The following is a 23,337-nucleotide window of genomic DNA, read 5'->3' as shown; positions in this document are numbered from 1 at the left end:
GCGCGCGAGGATCTTGCCGGGCGATGGTCCACGCGATGAGGCTTTCCCATGGTTCGTATCCGCTGCCCGTGGTTTTTCTCCCTGCCCCTGCTGCTGGCCTGCGCCGGCAGCGCCCCCGCCGCCGATACCGGCCCCTCGCCAGCGCACCAGGCGCCGGTCGCCGACGCCCCGCCCGGCCCGACCCATTACCGGGACTGGCCGTCGATACGCGGCCCGTCGGGTGCCGACCCGGCGCTGGAGCAGCGCGTGCGCGCGATCGTGGCCGGCATGACGCTGGCGCAGAAGATCGGCCAGATGACCCAGGCCGAGATCAAGTCGATCACGCCGGCGCAGGTGAAGCAGTACTACATCGGCTCGGTGCTCAACGGCGGCGGTTCCTGGCCGGGGAAGAACAAGCACGCCGGCATCGGCGACTGGCTCGCCCTGGCCGACCGTTACCGCGACGCCTCGATGGCCACCGATGCGAAGGTGCAGATCCCGGTGATCTGGGGCACCGACGCGGTGCATGGCGACAACAACGTGTTCGGCGCCACCCTGTTCCCGCACAACATCGGCCTGGGCGCGGCGCACGACCCGGCGCTGGTCGAGGCGATCGGCCGGGCCACCGCCAGGGCGGTGCGCGCCACCGGCATCGACTGGGCCTTCGCGCCGACCCTGGCGGTGGCGCAGAACGTGCGCTGGGGCCGCACCTACGAGAGCTTTTCCAGCGAGGCGCCGCTGGTGCGCGAGTACGCGCGCGCCTATGTCACCGGGCTGCAGGGCGACTTCGACGATCACCACGTGATGGCCACCGCCAAGCACTTCATCGGCGACGGCGCCACCTGGAACGGCGTCGACGAGGGCCAGGCCCGGGTCAGCCGGCAGGACATGATCAACGTGCACGGCGCCGGCTACTTCGGCGCGCTGCGCGCCGGCGTGCTCAGCGTGATGGCGTCCTACAACAGCTGGGACGACGTGGCTGACGGGATCGACTACGGCAAGATGTCCGGCGCCCGCGCGCTGCTCACCGGCGTGCTCAAGGAGAAGATGGGCTTCGACGGCTTCGTGGTATCCGACTGGAACGCGATCGGCCAGCTGCCCGGCTGCAACAACGCCAGCTGCGCGCAGGCGATCAACGCCGGCATCGACATGGTGATGGTGCCCGACGACTGGCAGGCCTTCATCGCCAACACCACCCGGCAGGTCGAGGACGGCCAGATCCCGATCAGCCGCATCGACGACGCGGTGAGCCGGATCGTGCGCGCCAAGCTGCGCATGGGCCTGTTCGGCAAGCGGCCCTCGCAGCGACAAGGCGCCGGCGACGCCACCGCCCTGCAGCATCGCGAGCTGGCGCGCCGCGCGGTACGCGAGTCGCTGGTGCTGCTGAAGAACAACCACCGCGCGCTGCCGCTGCGGGCCGGCGCGAAGATCCTGGTGGTCGGCAAGAGCGCCGACAGCCTGCCGAATCAGGCCGGCGGCTGGTCGCTGAGCTGGCAGGGCAACGACAACGGCAACGCCGACTTCCCGCACGGCGAGACGATCCTCGCCGGCATCCGCGCCGCCGACGGCGCCGCGAACGTCAGCTACAGCCCGACCGCCGCCGGCATCAACCTTGCACCCTTCGACGCCATCGTGGCGGTGATCGGGGAAACCCCGTACGCGGAGATGACAGGCGACATCACGTTGCCGGCCACGCTGCGCCACAGCGATCGCTACCCGGAGGATCTCGCCGTGCTGCAGGCCGTGGCCAAGGCGCACAAGCCGGTGGTGACGGTATTCGTGTCCGGGCGACCGCTGTTCGTCAACGACCTGCTCAACCTGTCCGATGCCTTCGTCGCGGCGTGGCTGCCGGGCACCGAAGGCGGCGGCGTGGCGGACGTGCTGTTCGCCCACGCCGGTGGCGCAGGGCCGCACGATTTCCACGGCACGCTGCCGATGCCCTGGCCCGGCCTGCCCTGCCCGTACCAGAGCGCCGACCACGACCGGGCCTGGCTGTTCGCTCCCGGCTACGGGCTGCGCTACGCGGCGGCGCACGAGGTGGAAACGCTGCCCACCTCGTCGGCGATCCACGCCTGTGCCAAGCCGGGCACGCCGTGACGACCGGCGTCTCCCCCATGCCACCCCAGACCACGCCTCCGGCCGGCATGCTGCATGGATGACGCTCGCGGTGTCCCGCGCTGGTTCGCCATCGCGTCGTTCGCGCTGATCTCGCTGCTGGCGCTGCTCGCGCTGCGGGTGGCGCAGCGCCCGGCAGCGCCGATCGTCCTCCCCGCCGCGCCGGTCGCGCAACCGAGCGGCCCCGGCATCGAGCTGTGGCTGAGCACGCAGGATCGCCGCCTGCGGCTGGCGCGACAGGCCGACGTGCCGGCCAGCGACGCGACATCGACGCCTGCCGACGTGGTCATCGACACCAGCAAGACCTACCAGTCCATCGTCGGCTTCGGCGCGGCACTGACCGATGCCTCGGCCTGGCTGCTGCAGAACAAGCTGAGCGCACCGGCGCGCCACGCGCTGCTGCTCGAACTGTTCGGCCCGCCGCCCGGGCTCGATTTCAACATGGTCCGGCTGACCATCGGCGCCTCGGATTTCTCGCTGCAACCGTACACGCTGGACGACATGCCCGCCGGCGAGGTCGACCCCGAGCTGCAGCATTTCAACGTCGCGGCCAACGTGCCCTACCTCATCCCCACCGTGCAGGAGACGCTGGCGATCGACCCGCAGCTGCGCATCATCGCCTCGCCGTGGAGCGCGCCGGCGTGGATGAAGACCAGCGCCAACCTGATCGGCGGCAGCCTGCTCGAAGAGTACGAGGCGGCCTATGCGCAGTACCTGGTGAAGTACGTCGACACCTACCGCAGCTACGGCATCCCGATCTTCGCGCTGACCCTGCAGAACGAGCCAGGCTTCGTGCCGCTGACCTACCCCGGCATGCTGCTCTCCGCCGGGCAGCGCGCGCGCATCATCGCGCAGTACCTAGGCCCCGCGCTGGCCGGGCGCAAGCCGCCCACGCACATCTTCGGCTGGGACCACAACTGGGACGAACCGCAGCAACCGCTGGACGTGCTCTACGACGCCGAGGCCGCGCGCTACCTGGACGGCATCGCCTGGCACTGCTACCGCGGCACGCCCGGCGCGCAGAGCGACGTGCACCACTCCTTTCCGCGCAAGGACGCCTACATCACCGAGTGTTCCGGCGGCGACTGGGAATCCAGCAAGCACGGCGAACTGCTCTGGTTCGCGCGCGACCTGCTGCTCGGCGGCCTGCGCAACTGGGCGCGCGGCGTGGTGTACTGGAACCTTGCGCTGGACGAAAACTACGGCCCGCACTTCGGCGGCTGCGATACCTGCAAGGGCATCGTCACGATCGACTCGCGCAGCGGCGCGGTGAGCCGCAACGACGAGTACTATGCGTTCGCCCATTACAGCCGCTTCATCCACCCCGGCGCCGTGCGCATCTGGTCCACCGACACCGGCAACGACATCAAGAACGTCGCCTTCCGCAACCCAGACGGCGGATCGATCGTGCTGATACTGGTCAACGGCAAGACCGTGCCGCACGAAGTCTCCGTGCAGCAGGGCGGGCTCGACTTCCGCTACACCATGCCGGCGGAAAGCGTGGCGACCTTCGTGTGGCAACCGGGAGCCGTCGCGGCCAAGCCGGCCACCGCCGCCACGATCACGCCACCCGCCACGCCGGGCAGCGCCGGCGGATCGGGCCCTACTCCACGGTGACCGACTTGGCCAGGTTGCGCGGTTGATCCACGTCCGTGCCGCGCAGCACGGCGACGTGGTAGGCGAGCAGTTGCAGCGGCACGGTGAACACGGCGGGGGCGATGAAGTTGCCGCCGGATTCCACGCGCAGGGTCACGCCGTTGCCGGCGGTGTCGTCCATGCCGGCGGAGCCGTCGGCGAACACGATCAGGCGACCGCCGCGGGCGCGTACTTCCTGCAGGTTGGATTTCAGCTTGTCCAGCAGCGGTCCGTTCGGCGCCACCGCCACCACCGGCATGTTCTCGTCGACCAGCGCCAGCGGGCCGTGCTTGAGCTCGCCGGCGGGGTAGGCCTCGGCGTGGATGTAGGAGATTTCCTTGAGCTTGAGCGAACCTTCCAGCGCCACCGGGTAGTGCGCGCCGCGGCCGAGGAACAGCGCGTGCTGGCGATGGATGAAATCGCCGGCCAGGTCGATGATCGCCGGCTCCAGCTTCAGTGCGTTCTCGATCGCGCGCGGCAGGCGCTGCAGCTCCTCGCACAGCGCCGCGTAGCGCGACGCGTCGAGGCCGTTGCGGCGCGCCAGCTCCAGCGCCAATAGCGCCAGGCCGGCCAGCTGCGTGGTGAACGCCTTGGTCGAGGCGACGCCGATCTCGGGGCCGGCGCGGGTCATCAGCTTGAGGTCGGCCTCGCGCACCAGCGACGACTCCGGCGAGTTGCAGATGACCAGGGTGCCGAGGTAGCCGCGTCGGCGCGACTCGCGCATCGCGGCCAGCGTGTCGGCGGTTTCGCCCGACTGCGAGATTGCCAGGAACAGCGTGCCGGGCGGCACCACGGTCTCGCGGTAGCGGTACTCGCTGGCCACCTCCACCGCGACCGGCAGGCGCGCGAATTCCTCGATCCAGTACTTGGCGACGAGGCCGGCGTGGTAGCTGGTGCCGCAGGCGATGATGTGCACGCCGCGGGTGGCGGCGAGCAGCGCCTCGCTGTCGATGCCGAAGATGTTCGGCAGCACGCCGTGCGGGCCGATGCGCGCTTCAAGCGTGTCGGCCACCGCGCGCGGCTGCTCGAAGATCTCCTTCTGCATGTAGTGGCGGTACTCGCCGCGCTCGACCGCGTCGGTGGACAGCTCGCTCTCGTACACCTTGCGCTCGACCGGCGTGCCGTCCAGCGCGAACACCTGCACGCTGTCGCGGGTGATTTCCACCACGTCGTCCTCGTCCAGGTGCAGCATCTTGTTGGTGACCTGGATCAGCGCCTGCGCGTCGGAGCCGAGGAAGTTCTCGCCGATGCCGAGGCCGACCAGCAGCGGCGCGCCGCGGCGCGCGCCGACCACGCGATCGGGCTCGTCGCTGCTGAGCACCGCGATCGCATAGGCGCCTTCCAGCTCGCGCACGGTGGCCAGCACCGCCTCGCGCAGGTTCTGGCCCTGGCCGATGCGTCGGTCGATCAGCGCGGCCATCACCTCGGTGTCGGTTTCCGAAGTGAACACGTGGCCGGCGGCCTGCAGCTCGGCGCGCAGGCCGGCGTAGTTCTCGATGATGCCGTTGTGCACGATCGCCACCCGGCCGGCGATGTGCGGGTGCGCGTTCGCCTCGTTCGGCACGCCATGGGTGGCCCAGCGGGTATGCGCGATGCCGGTGCCGCCGGACAGCGGGTCGGCCAAGTACAGCGCCTCCATCTCGCGCACCTTGCCCTTGGCGCGCACGCGGCGGATCGCGCCGTGGTCGAGCACGGCCACGCCGGAGGAGTCGTAGCCCCGGTATTCGAGCGCTTTCAGGCCGGCGATAAGCAGCGGGGCGACGTCGCGTTGGGCTACGGCGGCAACGATTCCACACATGGCGGAGCTTCCTTCGGTTCTGGCCCGGGTCGCCCCGGGCTGTTTTGAAAGTGCCTGGCGCGGCCGGTCAATTCACCTTGCGGCGCAGCCAGTTCAGCAGGTCGATGCGGGTGATCAGGCCGAGGAAATCGTCGCCGTCGACCACGATGGCCACGTGGCCGCGCTCGAACACCGGCAGCAGCGATTCGATCGGCGAGCGCACGTCGAGCCGGTGCAGGTCGGCGATCATCGCGGTGGACACCGGGTCGCGGAAGCGCGTCTCGTCGGCGTGCACGTGCATCAGCACGTCGGACTCGTCGACGATGCCGACCAGCTTGCGGCCGTCCATCACCGGCAACTGCGACACGTCGTACAGCTTCATGCGGTTGTAGGCGGTGATCAGCAGCTCGTTGGGGCCGACCACCACGGTGTCGCGCTGGGCGAACGGGCGCAGCAGAAGGTCGCGCAGGTCGCCGTGCTGCTCGCGCTCGATGAAGCCGTTGTCGAGCATCCAGTAGTCGTTGTAGAGCTTGGACAGATACTTGTTGCCGGTGTCGCAGACCAGGGTCACCACGCGTTTCGGCGTGGTCTGTTCGCGGCAGTAGCGCAGCGCCGCGGCAAGCAGAGTGCCGGTCGACGAGCCGCCCAGGATGCCTTCCTTCGCCAGCAGCTCGCGCGCGGTCAGGAAGCTCTCCTTGTCGGAGATCGCGTAGGCCTTCTTCACCCGGGTGAAGTCACTGATCGAGGGCAGGAAATCCTCGCCGATGCCTTCGACCATCCAGCTCGCCGACTTGGTCGAGAGCGTACCCTCGTTGATGTACTGCGCCAGGATCGAGCCGACCGGATCGGCCAGGATCAGCTCGGTCTGCGGCGAATGTTCGGCGAAGAACTTCGACAGCCCGCTCAGCGTGCCGGACGAGCCGCAGCCGACCACCACGGCATCCACCTTGCCGTCCATCTGCTCGAGGATTTCCGGGCCGGTGCTGGCGATGTGCGCGGCCGGGTTGTCGGGGTTGCCGAACTGGTTGATGAAGTAGGCGCCGGGCGTTTCGCGGGCGATCCGCTCGGCCATGTCCTGGTAGTACTCGGGGTGTCCCTTGGCCACGTCGGAGCGGGTCAGCACCACTTCGGCGCCCATCGCCTTGAGGTTGAAGATCTTCTCGCGGCTCATCTTGTCCGGCACCACCAGGATCAGCCGGTAGCCTTTCTGCTGCGCGACCAGGGCCAGGCCCAGGCCGGTGTTGCCGGCGGTGCCCTCGACCAGGATGTCGCCCGGGCGGATGCGGCCGTCCTTCTCGGCGCCCTCGATCATCGACAGGCCGATGCGGTCCTTGATCGAGCCGCCGGGGTTGGCGCTCTCGAGTTTCAGGAACAATTCGCACGCACCCGTATCGAGGCGCCTCGCGCGAACCATCGGGGTGTGTCCGATCAGTTCGAGGACACTCTGGTGAACCGTCATGGGGGCTCCGTCGCTGGCGTGGCGGCGTCGGCGCAAAGCCGTGGCCGCAGAACCCCCATGATAACCGAGCCGCCGGATACGCTGCGGCCCCGGCAATCTTCCCGATGACTGTTTCAGGGAAGACCCGGGGCCGCGCCAGCGAACCGTTGCGTCAGTGGATGAGGTGCGCCCTGTCGGCCCACATGCGTTCAAGCCGCGCCTTGGCCAGCAGTTTCTCCTTCTTCATGCCGGCGAGGGTGGCGTCGTCGATGGGAAGCACGCCGATATCGGCGTCGTGCACCTTGCTGTCGAGCTCCCGATGGTGCTGATAAAGCCGGCGGAACTCCGCGTCCGCCTTCATCAATGCCTCGACATCATCGCGCTGCTGGTTTTCGAACATGATCCGACCTCCTGCGAGTGAACGGACGGTTGCCGCCACGTTGGCGGACCGCCGACAGCTGAATCGGCGCACACCCGCGACCCACGCCGGTCAACCGGAACGCAGGTGGGGATCTGAACGTGGGATGGGCGCATGATTCAGGTCGTTGACCCCGGTGGCCTGGATGCCTCCCGGGGCTTTGACCCTACTCCGCCGATCTGGCCGGCGCAAGGCGTCGGATCACACTTCGGTCGGTGCATTAAATACCTGTCAAAACAGTGTTTTGCAGGCATTGGGCGGCGGCTGGCCGCAGCCCGTGGAGGCGCTGCGGCAAAGCGCCGCCCGGCGCCGTTTCAGTGCCCCGCGGAGTGCTTGCGGGTGGGCTTTTTCTGCTCGGCGGGAGCCGGTGGCGGGGTGTTTCCATCGTCCATCTGCGCGCGCATCGCCTTGGCCGCCTGCGCCGCCAGCGCCGCCTCGCGGCGGGCCGCCCGCGCCACCTTGCTCTGTGCCGCGGCCAGCTTCTTGGCCCGCTCGGCTTCGGCCCGCGCCTGCTCGGCCTGCTGCGAATATTCGATGCCCTGCTGCTGCAGGCGCGCGGCCTCCTCCTGCGCCAACTGGTTCTGCAGGCGCTGCCGGGCCAGCTCCAGCCGGGCCATGTCCGCCTCGCGGCGGCTGTTGGCGAGCAGGATCTGGTCGTGTTCGCGATCGAGCTGGTTCAGCTTGACCTGGGCGTCCTGCAACTGCGCGGCGGTCTTGGCCAGGTCGACGCGGCGCTCGGCGAGGTACAAGGCATGCGGCCGGTCGCCACGTCCGGCCTCCTCCAGCGCGCGGATCGCCTCGCGGGCTCGCGCCTGTTCGGACAGGGCGTAATGGCCGAGGCCGGGATCGTTGGCAAGCTGGTCCAGGCTGCCGCGCAGGCGGTTGATGTCGATGTCGTCCTGGCGTGCCTGCGCGGCACCGACCAGGGCCAGCGCCAGGCCGGCGCCAGCGAGCAGTTGGGCAAGGCGCTTCATGGCTGGCCTCCGGGAATGCTGCTGGCGGCCGCGGGATCGTCATTGCCGGGGATCGGCGTGCCGTCGACCGGCGCGGAGAGCACCGAGGCCGAAGGCGCCGGCATGTCGCCCACCGGCAACGGCGCGGAATAGTCGGCGGCGGGTGCCGGGATCGCCTGTTCCATCTGCTGCTGCCGGGCGGCCAGTTGCTCGCCCTCGCTGCGCAGGCGGGTGTTTTCCTGCAGCTTGCCCTGCATCTCGGCACGGGCCGCGCCCAGCCGCGCCTTGACCCGCGCCAGTTCGGCATCGGCGCCGGATTCCTCGGCGAGGTTCGCGGCATCGGCAAACTTGCGCGCCGCCATCGCCTCCTGCGCCTGCTGGAACTTGTCCTGCGCGAAACCGAGGTCGACCGGCGCGTAATCCGCCGCGCCGGCGTCGCGGGCGGCCTGCAGCTGGTATTGGGCCAGGTTCATCGCGTCATTCGGCGGCGGCGCCGTGGCGCAACCGGCCACGGCCAGGGTCAGCGCCAGCATGGTGGCCGCCGCGCGCATGCGGCGCGCGAGCGCGGCCGATGGGGAAAAGAAGTACATCACAGTCCTCATGGTGTGTTGCAGCGTATTGTGGGCAGGCATAATCGTGCAATGCAATGTACATCGGGAACCCAGGGGTAAAACGTGGACATCGGCTACTTCCTCAAGCTCATGGTAGACAAGGGCGCGTCGGACATGTTCCTGTCCACCGGTGCCCCGGTGAACATCAAGGTCGAGGGCAAGCTTTATCCGCTGGGCAATACCGGCCTGCCGAGCGGCATGGTCAAGAAGATCGCCTATTCGCTGATGGACGAGGGCCAGGTGCCGCAGTTCGAACGCAACCTCGAACTGAACATGGCATTGGCGGTGAAGGAAGCCGGCCGCTTCCGCATCAACGTCTTCAAGCAGCGCGGCGAAGTGGGCATGGTGATCCGCGCGATCAAGAGCGAGATCCCCTCGATCGAGCAGCTGCAGCTGCCGCCGATCTTCCGCGACCTGATCATGGAGCCGCGCGGACTGATCCTGGTGGTGGGCGCCACCGGCTCGGGCAAGTCGACCACGCTGGCGGCGATGATCGACCAGCGCAACTCGCAGTCGCCCGGGCACATCCTCACCATCGAGGACCCGATCGAATACCTGCACCGGCACAAGCGCTCGATCGTCAACCAGCGCGAGGTCGGGCTGGACACGCACAGCTACCACGAGGCGCTGAAGAACGCGATGCGCGAGGCGCCGGACGTCATCATGATCGGCGAGATCCGCGACACCGACACGATGGAGGCGGCCATTGCCTTCTCCGAGACCGGCCACCTGTGCCTGGCCACGCTGCACTCCAACAACTCCGACCAGACGCTGGAGCGCATCCTCAACTTCTTCCCCGAATCGGCGCACAAGAACGTGCTGATGAACCTGGCGCTGAACCTGCGCGCGGTGATCAGCCAGCGCCTGGTGATCGGCAAGGACGGCCGCCGCATCCCGGCCGCCGAGGTGCTGCTGAACACGCCGCTGATCCGCGACATGATCCGCCGCGGCCAGATCCACGAGATCAAGGACGCCATGGATCGCAGCCTGCAGGAAGGCATGCAGACCTTCGACCAGTCGCTGTACAAGCTGTACAAGGAGGGCCGCGTGGAACTGGACGAGGCCCTCAGCAAATCCGACTCCCGCGATGGCCTCGCCCTCAAGATCCGCCTCGCCGAAGGCGGCAACAGCAGCGCCGAACTGGCCGGCAACGACCCGTACGGGATGGGGTTCTGAAGGGCCGGGAATAGGGAATCGGGAATAGGGAATCGGGAATCGGGAATAGGGAATCGGGAATAGGGAATCGGGAATCGGGAATCGGAAAAACCAAGCGCGGAGCGCGGCTCCTGCTCTTGCAGTTCCTATTCCCTATTCCCCATTCCCTATTCCCGGCTTACGGTGCGTCGGGTTGCGCCTCCGGCGCCGCACGCTGAAACGCTTCCAGCTCGTTGCAGGCGGCGTGGATGCGCGTAATGGTGGGGTAGTCGTCGAGCGGCAGTTTCCAGCGAATGGCGTTGTAGACCTGCGGGATCAGGCAGGCATCGGCCATGCTCGGGGTTTCGCCGTGGCAGTAGCGGCCGGTGGCGGCGCTCTCCGCCAGCATGGCCTCGATCGCCTTGAAGCCGGCATCGATCCAGTGCCGCGACCAGGCTGCCCGCTGCTCCTCGCTGGCGCCGAAGTCCTTCTCCAGATGCTGCAGCACGCGCAGGTTGCCCAGCGGGTGAATGTCGCAGCACACCGCCATGGCCAGCGCGCGCACCTGGGCGCGGCCGCGGGCGTCGACCGGCAGCAGCGCGGTTTCCAGCTCCGGGTGCATCTCGTCCAGGTATTCCATGATCGCCAGTGACTGGGTCAGCACACGGTCGCCGTCGCACAGCACCGGCACGGATTCGAGCGGGTTCAGCGCCTGGTATTGCGCCGTGTGCTGCTCGCCGCCGTCGCGCACGAGGTGCACCGGACGCGTCTCGTAGTCCAGGCCCTTCAGGTTCAGCGCGATGCGCACGCGATAGGCAGCACTGGAACGCCAGTAGCTGTAGAGCACCAAGCCGGTCGCCATGAGCGGTCTCCCCCTGCGTGGATAGCCTGCAGTTTAGCCACAAGTGCAGCCGTTGCGCGCGCCCGCGTGTCGTCGGCCCGGCGTGCCTCGCCAGGCCGCGTTTGCATCACTGCCGCGGCCACCGGACAATAGGCGGTTGCAGCCGATTCTGGCTAGCCCCCACCATCCAACGGAGTTGTGCCGTGTCCGTCATCCGCATGAGCGACCTCGACCTGCGCAACCAGCGCGTGCTGATCCGCGAAGATCTCAACGTGCCGATCGACGAACAGGGCCGGATCACCTCGACCCAGCGCCTCGACGCCGCCCTCCCGACGATCCTGGCCGCCCGCGACGCCGGCGCGAAGGTGATGGCGATGTCGCACCTGGGCCGGCCCAAGGAAGGCCAGTTCGACGCCGAATCCTCGCTGGCGCCGGTGGCGCTGTGGCTGAGCAGCAAACTCGACCAGCCGGTGCGGCTGGTGGCCGACTACCTGGTCAACGGTGTCGAGGTGGCCGCCGGCGAGGTGGTGCTGCTGGAAAACTGCCGCATGAACGTCGGCGAGGGCAAGGACGACGACACGCTGGCGAAGAAATATGCCGCGCTGTGCGACATCTTCGTGATGGACGCGTTCGGCACCGCGCATCGCGCACAAGCCTCGACCCACGGCGTGATCAGGTACGCCCCGGTCGCCGCCGCCGGCCCGTTGCTGTGCGCCGAGCTGGATGCGCTGGGCAAGGCGCTGGAGCACCCGGCGCATCCGCTGCTGGCGATCGTGGCCGGCTCCAAGGTGTCGACCAAGCTGACCCTGCTGGACAACCTGATCGGCAAGGTCGACCAGCTCATCGTCGGCGGCGGCATCGCCAACACCTTCATCGCCGCGATGGGACACTCGGTCGGCAACTCGCTGGTGGAAATGGATCTGCTCGACGCGGCGAAGAAGGTGCTGGCCGACGCCAAACGACGCGGCGCCGAAGTGCCGATGCCGATCGACGTGGTGGTGGCGCCGGCGTTCTCCGCGCAGGCCCCGGCCACGATCAAGCCGGTCGACCAGGTCGGTGCGGACGAGATGATCCTCGACATCGGCCCGCAGACCGCCGAACTCTACGCCGCCCTGATCGCCAAGGCCGGCACGGTGGTGTGGAACGGCCCGGTCGGCGTGTTCGAGTTCGACGCGTTCGGCAAGGGCACCGAAACGCTGGCGCGCGCGATCGCGGCGTCGAACGCGTTCTCGATCGCCGGCGGCGGCGACACGCTGGCCGCGGTCGACAAGTACGGCATCGCCGACCAGGTCTCCTACATCTCCACCGGCGGCGGCGCGTTCCTGGAATTCCTCGAAGGCAAGGAACTGCCGGCGGTCACCGCACTGAAGGCGCGAGCCGCGAAGTAATGCTCTGCCTGTTCGACCTCGACGGCACCCTGATCGATTCCGAGCACGGCATCACCGCCTGCGTGAAGCATGCGCTGGCGCGGCTGGACGTGCCGGCGCCGGCACATGCGGAACTGCGCCGCTGGATCGGCCCGCCGCTGCGGCACAGCTTCGCGCCGCTGCTGGATCACGACGCCGAACGGATCGAGGCGGCGGTGGCGTACTACCACGAGCGCTTCAACACGCTCGGCTGGCGCGAGCACGAGATCTATCCGGGCATCGAGCTGCTGATCGAGCGGCTGCGCGGCGCCGGCCACCAGCTCGCCGTGGTCACCAGCAAGCCGCACCGCCACGCCGCGCCGATCCTCGCCCACCTGCCGTTCGGCGACGCGTTCCTGCGCCTGTACGGCCCGCACCCGGACAGCGCGCACAGCGAGAAGGCCACGATGATCGCCGAGGCACTGGCGGACTTCGGTGCCGATCCTGCCGACACGGTGATGATTGGCGACCGCCACTTCGACATCGACGGCGCCGTCGCCAACCGCGTGCGTGGCTTCGGTGTGCTCTGGGGTTTCGGCAGCCGCGCGGAACTGGAACAGGCCGGCGCCCACGCCATTGCGGCAACGCCGGACGAACTGGCCGGACTGCTCGACTGATACTCGGCCCGCGCATCGCGTAGGAGCCCGCTCGCTGGCGATGTTTTGCTCTAGTGGTTGAGAGATCCAGAGCAAAAGCATCGCCCGCGAGCGGGCTCCTACAACAACACGCGTTTCAGTGGATAACGCGCTTCACCGCATCGATCACATGCGCCACGGTGAAGCCGAAGTGCTCGAACAGCTGCGGCGCAGGAGCGGAGGCGCCGAACGTGGTCATGCCGACCACTTCGCCGTCCAGGCCCACGTACTTGCGCCAGAAGTCGGCGGTGGCCGCTTCCACCGCCACGCGCGCGCGGCACCAGAGCGGCAGCACGCCTTCGCGGTATTCCAGCGGCTGCGCGTCGAACACCTCGGTGCACGGCATCGACACCACGCGCACGGCCACGCCCTGTTGCGCCAGCGCGCGCGAGGCTTCCATCGCCAGTTCCACTTCCGAACCGGTGGCGATCAGGATCGCCTGGAACTTCGTGTCCAGCGGATCGGACAGCACGTAGCCGCCGCGCAGGATGTCGGCGACCTGCTGCGCGCTGCGCTGCTGGTGCCTGAGGTTCTGCCGCGAGAAGATCAGGCAGGACGGCGCGCCCCTGCGCTCGATCGCCGCCTTCCACGACGCGGCCGATTCCACCGCGTCGCACGGACGCCACAACTGGTTGTTCGGGATGTAGCGCAGGCTGGCCATGTGCTCGACCGGCTGGTGGGTCGGACCGTCCTCGCCCAGGCCGATCGAGTCGTGCGTATAGACGTGGATCGCGTGCGCCGGGATCAGCGCGCTCATGCGCACCGCGTTGCGCGCATAGTCGGAGAACACCAGGAAGGTCGCGTCGTACGGGATGAAGCCGCCGTGCAGGGCCAGACCATTCGCGATCGCGGTCATGCCGAACTCGCGCACGCCGTAGTAGACGTAGTTGCCCTTGCCGCCGGCGCTGTCGCCGTTGCCGGCGTCGAGGCTGCCCTTCCACTTGGTCAGGTTGGAGCCGGCCAGGTCGGCCGAGCCGCCGATCAGCTCCGGCAGCAACGGCGCAAACGCCTCGATGCTCATCTGCGAAGCCTTGCGCGAGGCCACTTCGGGACCGTCGGCCTGCAGCTTGTCGATGAACGCCTGCGACTTCGCGGCCCAGTCGGCCGGCAGTTCGCCGCGCATGCGGCGCTTGAACTCGGCGGCCAGTTCCGGATGCGCGGCGGCGTACTTGGCGAACACATCGTTCCAGGCCTGTTCGGCGGCGGCGCCCTTGGCCTTGTGATCCCAACCGGCATAGATCTCGGCCGGGATCTCGAACGGTGCGTACTTCCAGCCCAGCTGCTCGCGCGCGGCGGCGATCTCGTCCTTGCCCAGCGGCGCGCCGTGGCTTTCCTCCTTGCCCTGCTTGTGCGGCGCACCGAAGCCGATGACGGTTTTCGCGCAGATCAGGGTGGGCTTGTCGTGCTGCGTGGTGGCCTTGGCGATCGCCTGTTTGATCGCCTCGGCATCGTGCCCGTCCACGCCGCGGATCACGTTCCAGCCGTACGCCTCGAAGCGCGCCGGGGTGTCGTCGGTGAACCAGCCATGGACTTCACCGTCGATCGAGATGCCGTTGTCGTCGTAGATCGCCACCAGCTTGCCCAAGCCCCAGGTGCCGGCCAGCGAGGCGACTTCGTGCGAGATGCCTTCCATCAGGCAGCCGTCGCCGAGGAAGACGTAGGTGTGGTGATCGACCACATCGTGGCCCGGACGGTTGAAATGCGCCGCCAGTACCTTCTCGGCCAGCGCGAAGCCGACCGCATTCGCCAGGCCCTGGCCGAGCGGACCGGTGGTGGTCTCCACTCCCGGCGTTTCGCTGGCTTCCGGGTGGCCGGCGGTCTTCGAATGCAGCTGGCGGAAGCGCTTGAGCTGGTCCATCGGCAGGTCGAAACCGGTCAGGTGCAGCAGCGCGTACTGCAGCATCGAGCCGTGGCCGTTGGACAGCACGAAGCGGTCGCGGTTGGGCCACTTCGGGTTGGCCGGATTGAACTGCAGGAAGTCGTTCCACAGCACCTCGGCGAGGTCGGCCATGCCCATCGGCATGCCCGGATGACCGGACTTGGCCGCTTCCACGGCGTCCATGGCAAGGGCTCGCACGGCGTTGGCGAGTTCGCGGCGGGTGGTCATCGGGCGTCTCCGGAGGGTGCAAAAGCGCCCATTGTCGCCGATCCGGTCGCGCGGTGTCGCGCGCCGGACACGGCCCGGGGCACGGCCCGCATTCGGCCGGCTTAATCTGCGCTTAATACTGAACTAATGAGTATTGAATCTTTCGGGGCACCACCCATCTAAGTCTTCGTGTCGCCGCCCGTCTTGGGCGGGGCGCATTCGACAAACGGCCCTCCCCATCCGGGGCCAACTGTCCTGACCATTGGAGCCTCATCCATGAAAACCAAGAAAACACTGCTCGCCCTCGCTCTCGTCTCTGCCGGCCTGGTGGCCGTCCCCGCCGCCTTCGCGCAGAACGCGCCCGCCGACAACGCCGGCTGGTTCGTCAACGGCAACATCGGCCGCACCGCGATCAACCATGGGCCGTACGACGGCCACGACACCGGCTATGCCTTGAACGGCGGCTACCGTTGGTCGCTGGCGCCGAACTTCGCGCTGGGCGCCGAGGTGGGCTACAACGACCTGGGCAACATCCACGCCAAGAACATCTTCAACAGCGACCCGGTGATCGCCGACAACAAGTCGCAGCTGCACGGCTGGACGGTGGGCGCCAACGCCCGGCTGGACATGACCCCGAACTGGTACCTCAGCGGTCGCGCGGGCCTGTACAGCTGGACCGGTCACGGCATGAACAACGACGTGAACCCGATCCGCAAGAGCCTGGACGACAACAGCTGGTACGCCGGCGCAGGCATCGGCTACAACATCACCCCGCAGCTCAGCGTGGGCGTGAACTACGACTACTTCGACGCCAGCAAGGACCACGTGAACCTCAGCACGGACATGGTCTCGGCCAGCGCGGAATACCGCTTCTGATCTGCAGAGGTCCATTCCGACATCGCGTCGGGATGTTCACCTACAAGAAGAGGGCGCCTGAGGGCGCTCTCTTTCTTTATGCGAACTGCGCCACATATAAAATACGTGGTTGGCGCCTTGCGTCCCGACGCGCAGGACTGCGACAGGAAAGATCGGGAAACACCACAACAGGGGACTTCAAATGAAAAACTCACTCTTGACGCTGGCCGCTCTGGCCGGTGCGACGTTGGCCACGGCCAGCGTGCAGGCAAAGGATCTCACCGGCGGTTTCGTCAACCTCGGCGCCGGTCGCGTGAGCTACCATGCCACGTTCGACAACTACGACCTCGGCAGCGAACACGGCACGGCCGTCATTCTCAATGCCGGCTACCGCACCCAGTTCATCGGCTTCGAGGCGGGCTACACCGACCTCGGCAGCATCAGCAGCCGCGATGGCACCACCTACGCCAAGCTCTCGGGTGACGGCTGGACCGCAGGCATCAACGGTCACTTCAACCCGACCGACGCCTGGTACATCTCCGCGCGCGGCGGCGCCTTCGTGTGGAAGTTGCACGGCACGGCGCAGTCCAGCGATCCGGCCAACTCGTTCAACGAGAAGGCCAGCAGGCAGTCGCTGGGCTGGTATGCCGGCGTCGGCACCGGCTACGACATCAACAAGAGCTGGAGCATCGGCGCCAACTTCGATTACTACAGCATCTCCAAGCAGGGCCTGGACATCGGCAACCGCATCTACACGGTGAGCGCCGAGTACCGCTTCTGAAGCCCCGCCACTCGAAACAGAAATGGGCGCCTCGCGGCGCCCATTTCTTTACACTTTTCCGAATCCCGAATCCGGAATCCCGAATCCCGGGCCGGGCAATCAGCCGTTCCACTGCCCCAGCGCCGCCAGGCCATTGTCCCTGGCGCGGGCATGAACGATCTTCTGCGCGTCGGCGACGTTGCCCTTCAGGTCCTTCGACCACAACTGCAGCGCGGCCTGCTGCATCGCGCGGCCGTAGGAGAACGACAGCGGCCACGGGTGCGGGCCGATCTGGTTCATCGCGTTGAGGTGTGCGGTGGACTGCTGGTCGCTCTGGCCACCGGAAAGGAACACGATGCCCGGCAGCGCTGCCGGCACGGTGGACTTGAGCACGCGCACGGTGGCCTCGGCTACTTCACCGACCTCGGCCTGCTCCTCGCAATCCTTGCCGGGGATGACCATGCTGACCTTCAGGATGGTGCCTTCCAGCATCACGTTCTGCTCGTACAGCGCATTGAACAGGCTGCGCAGCACGGCTTCGTGCACTTCGTAGCTGACTTCGATGGTGTGGTCGCCGTCCATGATCACTTCGGGCTCGACCATCGGCACCAGGCCGGCCTCCTGGCACAGCGCGGCGTAACGAGCCAGCACGTGGCAGTTCGCCTCGATCGCGGTGGAGCTGGGGTTTTCCTCGGAGATGTTGATCACCGCGCGCCACTTGGCGAACTGGGCGCCCAGCTTCGCGTATTCCTGCAGGCGTTCGCGCAGGCCGTCGAGGCCTTCGGTGACCACGTCGCCGGGGAAACCGGCCAGCGGCTGCGGGCCCTTGTCGACCTTGATGCCGGGGATGATGCCGTTCTTCTTCATCACCTGGGTGAACGGCACGCCGTCCTTGGTGGACTGGCGGATCGTCTCGTCGAACAGGATCGCGCCGGAGATGTGCTCGGACAGGCCCGGCGTGGTCAGCAGCAACTCGCGGTAGGCGCGCCGGTTCTCTTCGGTGTTCTCGATGCCGACGGCCTCGAAGCGCTTGCGGATGGTGTTGGTCGACTCGTCGATCGCGATGATGCCCTTGCCGGGCGCAACCATCGCCAGGGCGACGCTTTCGAGATCTTCAATGCTCATTGGTGACTCCGCGATGGTGGGGGCGATGCCCGGCCACCCATGGTGGGCGCCGCCTCGAGAACGAAGCGGCATGGTGAAAAACGCCGATTATAGGCCAGATCGGGGCCACGACGGGCCGAAACGACGCCGCACCCCGCAGGCACTGCCGGCTCAGCTCAGGCCGGGTAGCCGGGCAGCTTGCACGGGGCCATCAGCTGGGCGCGCGCGGCCGGGTCCTTGGGACCGTTGAACACCACGATGTAATACGTGGCCACGGGCTGGTGGATGTTGTTGTTCAGCGACGGGCCGTAGCGGAAATTGGCCACTGCGCTGCGCGCCATCGGGCCGAGGTCGCTCTTCGGCTCCACCTTGGCCACCTGCACGTCCATCGGCACGCCATCGGAACCGATGGTGTAGGTCACCGCCACGCAACCGGGCTTGTCCAGGTTGAGGCCGCTGTTGGGCGCATCCATCTGCACCTGGGTGTTGAGCAGGATCCAGTAGCGGTACAAGTCCTGCTGGTCGATCTTGACCGTCTGCGCCAGCACCGGCGCTGCGACGCCCAGGGCGAGCGCGAACAGCACGCCGCGGCACACGGAGGAAAACGGGGTGTTCATGGCAGGCTCCGGCAACGTGTCGATGGCCACAGTGTAGCTGCCTGCATGCCGCGCCAGCGTCAACGATGTCGCGGCGACGCGGCCGGTTCAGGCTTCACAGGTCGCGCAGGCTGTCGATGGTGCCGTCGGGGCCGACTGCGAGCAGCTTCAGCGTGTTGGTGCCGCCGACGTGGCCGACGCGGTCGCCGTAGGTGATCACCACGCTGTCACCCTGGACCAGCCTGTCCTGTTCGAACAGCAGGCGCACCGCGGCGCGGGTGGAAGCGGCCATGCTCTGCTTCTCGCCGTGGCTGAACTCCACCGGCTGCACGTCGCGCAGCAGCTGCATGCGCCGCCGTGCGGAGGCCGACGGCGACATGCCGTAGATCGGCACCGCGCTGCGGTAGCGCGACAGCCATTGCGCGGTGGCGCCGGATTCGGTCAATGCCACGATCGCCCGCACGCCGAGCTGGCCGGCCAGCATCATCGCGGCCAGCGCGATCGCCTGGTCGGTGCGGTCGAGCCGGTGGCCGCCGGCGGAGAGGTCGTCCTTGGGCTCGAACTGGCGCTCGGCGCCGAGGCAGATCCGCGTCATCGCGGCCACCGCCTTGTCCGGATGCGCGCCGGCGGCGGTTTCCTCCGACAGCATCACCGCATCGGTGCCGTCGATCACGGCATTGGCCACGTCGAGCACTTCGGCGCGGGTCGGGATCGGCGAGCGCACCATCGACTGCAGCATCTGGGTGGCGGTGATCACCGCGCGATTGCGCTGCACTGCCTCGCGGATGATCTTCTTCTGCAGGCCGGGCAGCTCGGCATCGCCGATCTCCACGCCCAGGTCGCCGCGCGCCACCATCACCACGTCGGAGGCGTCGATGATCTCGCCCAGTACCGGAATGGCGTCGGCGCGCTCGATCTTGGCCACCAGCGCGGCACGCCCGCCGGCCAGCTTGAGCAGGCGGCGGGCCTGGTGCATGTCGTCGGCCGAACGCACGAAGGACACGGCGAGGAAATCCGCGCCGATCTCGGCGGCCAGCTGGATGTCCGCCTTGTCCTTGTCCGACAGCGCGTCGACGGAAAGCCCGCCGCCCTGCCGGTTGAGCCCCTTGCGGTTGGACAGCTTGCCGGCCACCAGCACCTCGCAGCGCACTTCGCTGCCGACCACCTCGCGCACGGTGAGCCCCACCAGGCCGTCGTCCAGCAACAGCACGTCACCGGCGCTCACGTCATCGGGCAAACCGTAATAGCTCACGCCCACGCGGGTGGCGTCGCCGGGCGGCACGCCGGGGCGGCAATCGAGCACGAAGTCGGCGCCTTCGACCAACTGCACCGGGCCGTCGGCGAAGGTCTCGATGCGAATCTTCGGCCCCTGCAGATCGGCCAGCACGCCGACCTCGCGGCCCGCAGCCTCGGCCGCTTCGCGCACCGCCCGCGCGCGGGCGCGGTGATCATCGGGCGCGCCGTGCGAGAGGTTGAGGCGCACGACGTCGACGCCTTCGTCGATGAGCTTGCGCAGCGCGCCCGGTGCGTCAGTGGCCGGGCCGAGGGTGGCGACGATCTTGGTGCGGCGGATTTTGGAAATGAGCATCAGCTGAGCCTAGCAGAATCGTCACGCCGCGCCGCCGGTCCACGCTCAACGCGCAGCGGAACCGGCGCCGAGCGCCAGGTTGAGCACTTGCGCGAGGCGACGGCCGGCTTCGCGCAGGCGGCGGTCGGCCACAGGCAGCCAGGTGGACACGTAGCCCGGGGTGATCTTGTGGCCGGCGGGGTAGAAGCCGGCCTCGGCGGTGATCCGGCACGACTCCTGCGCCCACTGCGCGTAGGGGTTGTCCAGCGGCGCACTCGGCGCTGGCAACGGCACCGGCACCGCCGAATCCAGGCGCTGCGCGTACTGCTGCCAGTCCAGGCCACGGGTGTAGAGCATGCCGGAGTCCCACACCCGGTGTAGGTTGCTGCCCTTGCCGTCGAACTGCACCTGATAGGTGTTGCCGCCCTTGTCCTCGCGATAGCCGGCATGCAAGGGCTGGTGGACGTCGCCGACGAAATGCACCACGAACTTCAGCGCCCGGCGGCGCACGGCGTCCGGCTTGCTGCGGTCGCCCAGCACACCCACGTAGTACTGCAGCGCCGCCACCACGCAGCGACCGTCGCGGCAATCGCGCGGCGGCACGTAGTCGCACGAGGGGCCACCGCGGAAATTGATGTAGTGCTGGCTGCGTGTCTGCTTCCACAGATTCGCCATGGCCGGATCGTCCTGCATCTGGTCGGCCCAGTTGGCGACGTCGCCCAGCGAATCGGTATGCTCCGGCGCCAGCAGGCGCTGGACCTCGGCTTCCGCAGCGGGGCTCAAGTGCCGCTGCGCCAGCTCGGCGACCACGCTGTGGCCGAGCGGCCCCCACGCCAGCGCCGGCGTAACCAGCAGGCAGGCGAGCACGGCGGTGGTGGCGCGACGGGCGAAGCTCATGCGAGTCATTCCGGCAAGGGAGGGATCGCCGCAGTCTGCCACAGAGCACTGCGGCTTTTTGCCGCCGCCGGCGCGCACCACGGCCCGCGGGGCAGGCAGGCACCCGGAAATGGCGGTAAAATCGGCGTTCTTTCCGCCGCGCTCGCGGCATCCTTCAGGAGGACGTTCCCTCATGACCATCAAGGTCGGCATCAACGGCTTCGGCCGCATCGGTCGCAACGTGCTGCGCGCCGCCGTGGAGAACTTCGGCAACGACATCGAGATCGTGGCGATCAACGACCTGCTGGAGCCCGATTACCTGGCCTACATGCTGAAGCACGACTCCGTGCACGGCCGCTTCGATGGCGACGTGAAGGTCGACGGCAACCATCTGGTGGTCAACGGCAAGCGCATCCGCCTGACCCAGGAGCGCGACCCGGCCAACCTGAAGTGGAACGAGGTGAACGCCGAAGTGGTGATCGAATCCACCGGCCTGTTCCTGACCAAGGAATCGGCGCAGAAACACATCGACGCCGGCGCGAAGAAGGTGATCCTGTCCGCGCCGTCGAAGGACGCCACGCCGATGTTCGTCTACGGCGTCAACGACAAGACCTACAAGGGCGAAGCGATCATCTCCAACGCCAGCTGCACCACCAACTGCCTGGCGCCGGTGGCCAAGGTGCTCAACGACAAGTGGGGCATCAAGCGCGGCCTGATGACCACGGTGCACGCCGCCACCGCCACCCAGAAAACCGTGGACGGCCCCAGCAACAAGGACTGGCGCGGCGGCCGCGGCATCCTGGAGAACATCATCCCGTCCTCCACCGGCGCGGCCAAGGCGGTCGGCGTGGTGATCCCCGAGCTCAACAAGAAACTCACCGGCATGAGCTTCCGCGTGCCGACCTCCGACGTGTCGGTGGTCGACCTCACCGTGGAGCTGGAGAAGCCTGCGACCTACGAGGAAATCAAGGCCGAGATGAAGGCGCAGAGCGAAGGCGCCCTCAGGGGCATCCTGGGCTACACGGAGGACAAGGTGGTGGCCACCGACTTCCGCGGCGACGCGCGCACCTCGATCTTCGACGCCGATGCCGGCATCGCGCTGGACGACAGCTTCGTCAAGCTGGTCAGCTGGTACGACAACGAGTGGGGCTACTCGAACAAGTGCCTGGAGATGGTGCGCGTGGTCGCCGCGTAAAGCCTCACGTCACATCGCAGAGAACCCGTGCCGGCTGCCCGACACGGGTTTTCCGCGGGCATCCGGATTTGACTGTAGGTTGGAATGCGTTCGACGGTGGCATTTGAATTCATGGCTGTGTAGCTAACTGGCCTGAGTCTACCTTTGCTTCGACAGCCTCCCAGACCGGACGACGAAATCTGTGCCAACCGGGGCTCGTTGCGGGCAACGAGGAATTCGCTGTCTAGCCACGTGACCTTCACAGCGAATGGCCGGCATACCATACAAGTGCGTATAGGGCACCATCCGCACGAAGCGGATGCTGCGGAAACCAGACCAGATCACATGGTGTCCTCACGTCATTCGGCGCGTTGCGCAGCGGAAGTTGAACTGGCTCGACGCGACGTTTCCCGTTTGCGCAAGCGCCTCTTGCCCGTGCTCGGCACCGCCGCTTGGTCGTACGCCTCACGCGCCGTGGCCGCGATCTCCCGAAGCGCCGGGGCCAGCGGCGAGCGCTTGCGCCAGATGAGCCCGATGGTCCGTTTGGGCGCGGGCGCGACAAAGCGCCGGATCGAGAGCGCGGCGTGTTTCGCCTCGGTGGCGACGGCAAGCTCGGGCAGCAGCGTCACGCCTGTGCCCGTCGCGACCATCTGCGCCAGTGTCGAAAGGCTCGTGGCCCGGAACGCGAGTTCGCGGGCTTGCGCACTCGAGCAGAACGCGAGCGATTGCTGGCGGAAGCAGTGCCCGTCATCGAGCAGGAGCACGCACTCGTTCTTCAACTCCGAGGGTTTGGCGAGACCCTTCTTCGCCCCAAGCAGGTGGCCCACAGGCGTCGCCAGCACAAACGGATCCGTGCCGATGGTCTCGTATTCGACGTCGCCGATCTCGGCTTCGAGCGCCAGCAGCGCGGCATCGAGCGAACCCTCTTCGAGGCGCTGCACCAGCAGCGCGGTCTTCTCTTCGGTCCAGAGCAGGGTCAGGCGCCGGTAGGTCTTGCGCAGCGCGGTGTTCAGGCGCGGCAGCAGGTACGGCGAAACGGTCGGGATGACCCCGATGCGCAAGGTGCCTGAAAGCGGATCGGCAGAGCGCTGCGCGAGCACCTCGAGGTCACCGGTTTCACGCAGGATGAGCCGGGCGCGTTCGATGATTTCCCGCCCGGGGCCGGTGAGGATGACGCGCCGCCGATCGCGTTCGAACAGCCGTACGCCCAGTGCCTGCTCCATTTGCGCGAGCTGCGCACTCAGCGCCGGCTGCGAGACGAAACAGCCCTCGGCGGCCTTGCGGAAGCTGAGCGAATCGGCGACGGCAACCGCGTACTGGAGTTGCCGCAGGGTCAGGTGATGCGAAACGATTTCCATAAGGCAAGGTTATCAAATT

At 67.7% G+C, this 23,337-nt stretch carries 20 protein-coding genes; 8 read left to right on the top strand and 12 right to left on the bottom strand.

Annotated features, from left to right (window positions below):
* Positions 1-48: 48 nt before the first annotated feature.
* Together ACVCMB_RS15515 and ACVCMB_RS15510 are read left to right on the top strand one after the other, a co-directional pair.
* The gene (locus ACVCMB_RS15515; RefSeq protein ID WP_447105612.1) at positions 49-2,076 is read left to right on the top strand and encodes a glycoside hydrolase family 3 protein; all 2,028 of its coding nucleotides are present in this window, start codon (positions 49-51) and stop codon (positions 2,074-2,076) included.
* Positions 2,077-2,130: 54 nt separating this feature from the next.
* Positions 2,131-3,711: a glycoside hydrolase family 30 protein gene (locus ACVCMB_RS15510; protein WP_447097183.1), complete on the top strand. Its 1,581-nt coding sequence runs from the start codon at positions 2,131-2,133 to the stop codon at positions 3,709-3,711.
* Here the strand turns inward: ACVCMB_RS15510 and glmS are convergent.
* From glmS to ACVCMB_RS15485, 5 genes are all read right to left on the bottom strand, one after another.
* Positions 3,698-5,527 (bottom strand): glutamine--fructose-6-phosphate transaminase (isomerizing), encoded by a 1,830-nt coding sequence (gene glmS, locus ACVCMB_RS15505; RefSeq protein ID WP_447097184.1) that lies wholly within the window; start codon positions 5,525-5,527, stop codon positions 3,698-3,700. The genes ACVCMB_RS15510 and glmS overlap by 14 nt on opposite strands.
* A gap of 67 nt (positions 5,528-5,594) precedes the next feature.
* A complete protein-coding gene (locus tag ACVCMB_RS15500) occupies positions 5,595-6,965 on the bottom strand; it encodes a pyridoxal-phosphate dependent enzyme (protein ID WP_447097185.1) in 1,371 nt (456 codons plus the stop codon).
* 151 nt (positions 6,966-7,116) lie between these two features.
* Complete coding sequence (locus ACVCMB_RS15495; protein ID WP_136257589.1) at positions 7,117-7,344, bottom strand: YdcH family protein; 228 nt, start codon at positions 7,342-7,344, stop codon at positions 7,117-7,119.
* Between the two features lie 332 nt (positions 7,345-7,676).
* Positions 7,677-8,336: a hypothetical protein gene (locus ACVCMB_RS15490; RefSeq protein WP_395116479.1), complete on the bottom strand. Its 660-nt coding sequence runs from the start codon at positions 8,334-8,336 to the stop codon at positions 7,677-7,679.
* Complete coding sequence (locus ACVCMB_RS15485; RefSeq protein ID WP_447105611.1) at positions 8,333-8,917, bottom strand: DUF4398 domain-containing protein; 585 nt, start codon at positions 8,915-8,917, stop codon at positions 8,333-8,335. Before ACVCMB_RS15485 ends, ACVCMB_RS15490 begins: the two co-directional genes overlap by 4 nt.
* A gap of 72 nt (positions 8,918-8,989) precedes the next feature.
* On the opposite strand from ACVCMB_RS15485, the gene ACVCMB_RS15480 reads away from it, so the two are divergent.
* A complete protein-coding gene (locus tag ACVCMB_RS15480) occupies positions 8,990-10,102 on the top strand; it encodes a PilT/PilU family type 4a pilus ATPase (protein WP_395116475.1) in 1,113 nt (370 codons plus the stop codon).
* Positions 10,103-10,259: 157 nt separating this feature from the next.
* Here the strand turns inward: ACVCMB_RS15480 and maiA are convergent, their stop codons facing one another.
* Positions 10,260-10,922 carry a maleylacetoacetate isomerase gene (maiA, locus tag ACVCMB_RS15475; RefSeq protein WP_447105610.1) on the bottom strand — a complete coding sequence of 221 codons (663 nt, stop codon included), beginning with the start codon at positions 10,920-10,922 and terminating at the stop codon, positions 10,260-10,262.
* A 182-nt stretch (positions 10,923-11,104) separates the two neighbouring features.
* On the opposite strand from maiA, the gene ACVCMB_RS15470 reads away from it, so the two are divergent.
* Both ACVCMB_RS15470 and ACVCMB_RS15465 read left to right on the top strand, forming a co-directional pair.
* Positions 11,105-12,289 (top strand): phosphoglycerate kinase, encoded by a 1,185-nt coding sequence (locus tag ACVCMB_RS15470; protein WP_447105609.1) that lies wholly within the window; start codon positions 11,105-11,107, stop codon positions 12,287-12,289.
* Complete coding sequence (locus tag ACVCMB_RS15465; RefSeq protein ID WP_447105608.1) at positions 12,289-12,924, top strand: HAD hydrolase-like protein; 636 nt, start codon at positions 12,289-12,291, stop codon at positions 12,922-12,924. Before ACVCMB_RS15470 ends, ACVCMB_RS15465 begins: the two co-directional genes overlap by 1 nt.
* A 115-nt stretch (positions 12,925-13,039) precedes the next feature.
* Here ACVCMB_RS15465 and tkt read toward each other — a convergent pair whose 3' ends face one another.
* The gene (gene tkt, locus ACVCMB_RS15460) at positions 13,040-15,049 is read right to left on the bottom strand and encodes a transketolase (RefSeq protein ID WP_447105607.1); all 2,010 of its coding nucleotides are present in this window, start codon (positions 15,047-15,049) and stop codon (positions 13,040-13,042) included.
* Between the two features lie 255 nt (positions 15,050-15,304).
* Between tkt and ACVCMB_RS15455 the strand changes: the two genes are divergently transcribed.
* Together ACVCMB_RS15455 and ACVCMB_RS15450 are read left to right on the top strand one after the other, a co-directional pair.
* Positions 15,305-15,904 carry an outer membrane protein gene (locus tag ACVCMB_RS15455; protein WP_395116464.1) on the top strand — a complete coding sequence of 200 codons (600 nt, stop codon included), beginning with the start codon at positions 15,305-15,307 and terminating at the stop codon, positions 15,902-15,904.
* A 181-nt stretch (positions 15,905-16,085) separates the two neighbouring features.
* Positions 16,086-16,664, top strand: a complete 579-nt coding sequence (locus tag ACVCMB_RS15450; protein ID WP_447105606.1) for an outer membrane protein — start codon at positions 16,086-16,088, stop codon at positions 16,662-16,664.
* 99 nt (positions 16,665-16,763) lie between these two features.
* On the opposite strand, the gene ACVCMB_RS15445 is transcribed toward ACVCMB_RS15450, so the two are convergent.
* The 4 genes from ACVCMB_RS15445 to ACVCMB_RS15430 form a co-directional block, all read right to left on the bottom strand.
* The gene (locus tag ACVCMB_RS15445; RefSeq protein ID WP_447097189.1) at positions 16,764-17,768 is read right to left on the bottom strand and encodes a class I fructose-bisphosphate aldolase; all 1,005 of its coding nucleotides are present in this window, start codon (positions 17,766-17,768) and stop codon (positions 16,764-16,766) included.
* A gap of 155 nt (positions 17,769-17,923) precedes the next feature.
* On the bottom strand, positions 17,924-18,364 hold the full coding sequence (locus ACVCMB_RS15440) for an energy transducer TonB (protein WP_447105605.1): 441 nt from the start codon (positions 18,362-18,364) through the stop codon (positions 17,924-17,926).
* 94 nt (positions 18,365-18,458) lie between these two features.
* A complete protein-coding gene (gene pyk / locus ACVCMB_RS15435) occupies positions 18,459-19,931 on the bottom strand; it encodes a pyruvate kinase (RefSeq protein ID WP_447105604.1) in 1,473 nt (490 codons plus the stop codon).
* A gap of 45 nt (positions 19,932-19,976) precedes the next feature.
* Positions 19,977-20,807: a S1/P1 nuclease gene (locus ACVCMB_RS15430; protein ID WP_447105603.1), complete on the bottom strand. Its 831-nt coding sequence runs from the start codon at positions 20,805-20,807 to the stop codon at positions 19,977-19,979.
* Between the two features lie 172 nt (positions 20,808-20,979).
* On the opposite strand from ACVCMB_RS15430, the gene gap reads away from it, so the two are divergent.
* Complete coding sequence (gene gap, locus ACVCMB_RS15425) at positions 20,980-21,981, top strand: type I glyceraldehyde-3-phosphate dehydrogenase (protein WP_447105602.1); 1,002 nt, start codon at positions 20,980-20,982, stop codon at positions 21,979-21,981.
* Positions 21,982-22,319: 338 nt separating this feature from the next.
* On the opposite strand, the gene ACVCMB_RS15420 is transcribed toward gap, so the two are convergent.
* Entirely contained in the window at positions 22,320-23,318 is a 999-nt protein-coding gene (locus ACVCMB_RS15420; RefSeq protein ID WP_447105601.1) for a LysR substrate-binding domain-containing protein, read from the bottom strand.
* Between the last annotated feature and the right edge of the window lie 19 nt (positions 23,319-23,337).

Source organism: Rhodanobacter sp. UC4443_H10, from assembly GCF_052978325.1.
The sequence above is the reverse complement of the archived record's forward strand: the minus strand, read 5'-3'. Positions and strand labels throughout refer to the sequence as shown.

Coding starts and splice junctions, on each gene's coding strand:
- ACVCMB_RS15515 (WP_447105612.1), top strand. CDS start 49: ATGGTTCGTATCCGCTGCCCGTGGTTTTTCTCCCTGCCCCTGCTGCTG.
- ACVCMB_RS15510 (WP_447097183.1), top strand. CDS start 2,131: ATGGATGACGCTCGCGGTGTCCCGCGCTGGTTCGCCATCGCGTCGTTC.
- glmS (WP_447097184.1), bottom strand. CDS start 5,527: ATGTGTGGAATCGTTGCCGCCGTAGCCCAACGCGACGTCGCCCCGCTG.
- ACVCMB_RS15500 (WP_447097185.1), bottom strand. CDS start 6,965: ATGACGGTTCACCAGAGTGTCCTCGAACTGATCGGACACACCCCGATG.
- ACVCMB_RS15495 (WP_136257589.1), bottom strand. CDS start 7,344: ATGTTCGAAAACCAGCAGCGCGATGATGTCGAGGCATTGATGAAGGCG.
- ACVCMB_RS15490 (WP_395116479.1), bottom strand. CDS start 8,336: ATGAAGCGCCTTGCCCAACTGCTCGCTGGCGCCGGCCTGGCGCTGGCC.
- ACVCMB_RS15485 (WP_447105611.1), bottom strand. CDS start 8,917: ATGAGGACTGTGATGTACTTCTTTTCCCCATCGGCCGCGCTCGCGCGC.
- maiA (WP_447105610.1), bottom strand. CDS start 10,922: ATGGCGACCGGCTTGGTGCTCTACAGCTACTGGCGTTCCAGTGCTGCC.
- ACVCMB_RS15465 (WP_447105608.1), top strand. CDS start 12,289: ATGCTCTGCCTGTTCGACCTCGACGGCACCCTGATCGATTCCGAGCAC.
- tkt (WP_447105607.1), bottom strand. CDS start 15,049: ATGACCACCCGCCGCGAACTCGCCAACGCCGTGCGAGCCCTTGCCATG.
- ACVCMB_RS15455 (WP_395116464.1), top strand. CDS start 15,305: ATGAAAACCAAGAAAACACTGCTCGCCCTCGCTCTCGTCTCTGCCGGC.
- ACVCMB_RS15450 (WP_447105606.1), top strand. CDS start 16,086: ATGAAAAACTCACTCTTGACGCTGGCCGCTCTGGCCGGTGCGACGTTG.
- ACVCMB_RS15445 (WP_447097189.1), bottom strand. CDS start 17,768: ATGAGCATTGAAGATCTCGAAAGCGTCGCCCTGGCGATGGTTGCGCCC.
- ACVCMB_RS15440 (WP_447105605.1), bottom strand. CDS start 18,364: ATGAACACCCCGTTTTCCTCCGTGTGCCGCGGCGTGCTGTTCGCGCTC.
- pyk (WP_447105604.1), bottom strand. CDS start 19,931: ATGCTCATTTCCAAAATCCGCCGCACCAAGATCGTCGCCACCCTCGGC.
- ACVCMB_RS15430 (WP_447105603.1), bottom strand. CDS start 20,807: ATGAGCTTCGCCCGTCGCGCCACCACCGCCGTGCTCGCCTGCCTGCTG.
- gap (WP_447105602.1), top strand. CDS start 20,980: ATGACCATCAAGGTCGGCATCAACGGCTTCGGCCGCATCGGTCGCAAC.
- ACVCMB_RS15420 (WP_447105601.1), bottom strand. CDS start 23,318: ATGGAAATCGTTTCGCATCACCTGACCCTGCGGCAACTCCAGTACGCG.